Below are 671 nucleotides of genomic sequence, written 5' to 3'. Positions count from 1 at the left end.
GGCCATCGGCCCAACTGAACTCGCTAGCGCCGGTATCGCCGTTTTCCAGATACGCGAGGTTGCGCGCAAGCTGGTCACCGAGACCGGACGCGTCGGCTCCGCTTCTACTCATCTTGTGAACCGGCTCCAAGAGTAGTAATGGGACTGAGACACACTGGTTTCGGCAGTTGAGCCGGCCAGGGTGGCACCGGCCTGAGCTACCGCGACCACCACTGCAGTCAGATTGGTCTGCAGCCAATCTAGAGGCGTCACTTCGGGATCACCGGCACGTCATAGGAACCGCTGGCCTTGATCTGCGTGAGGCAGGCCTGGCCGCGACGGCGCACGCCAACACCGAAGCTGCGCTGGAAAAAGCTATCCTGCAATGGAAATGGGCCGATACCCGGGATATTTCTTAGACCCTGGTACTGACGCTGAGGGTGCTGTCTGAACCCGATGGCGTTGTCAGGGCTGTTAGCTCCATAGGTGGCAACAACCGCCAAGTAGTCTTCCGGAATGAAATCGCTTTGGATAATCCAGGTTTCGCCGTAGCTACCCTGCACCTTCAGACCGTTGTAGGACTCCGGCGCAACCTGACCCACAATATTTTCCGGTTGCAAGTAGGCCGGTGCGCCAGCGCTGGGAATGTAGTCGTGTTTGGCAATAATGCCGCTGGCGTTTTCTTCGCCAGC

1 pseudogene is annotated in these 671 nt (G+C 58.6%); it reads right to left on the bottom strand.

Annotation, left to right across the window (positions count from 1 at the left end):
* Nucleotides 1-248: 248 nt before the first annotated feature.
* Nucleotides 249-671, bottom strand: a pseudogene (locus A5791_RS26900) (hypothetical protein); the annotation flags it as partial.

The sequence above is a fragment of the Mycobacterium sp. 852002-51163_SCH5372311 genome, assembly GCF_001667115.1.
Taxonomy (GTDB): domain Bacteria; phylum Actinomycetota; class Actinomycetes; order Mycobacteriales; family Mycobacteriaceae; genus Mycobacterium.
Note: the sequence above shows the minus strand (reverse complement) of the source record. Positions and strands in the feature narration are given on the sequence as shown.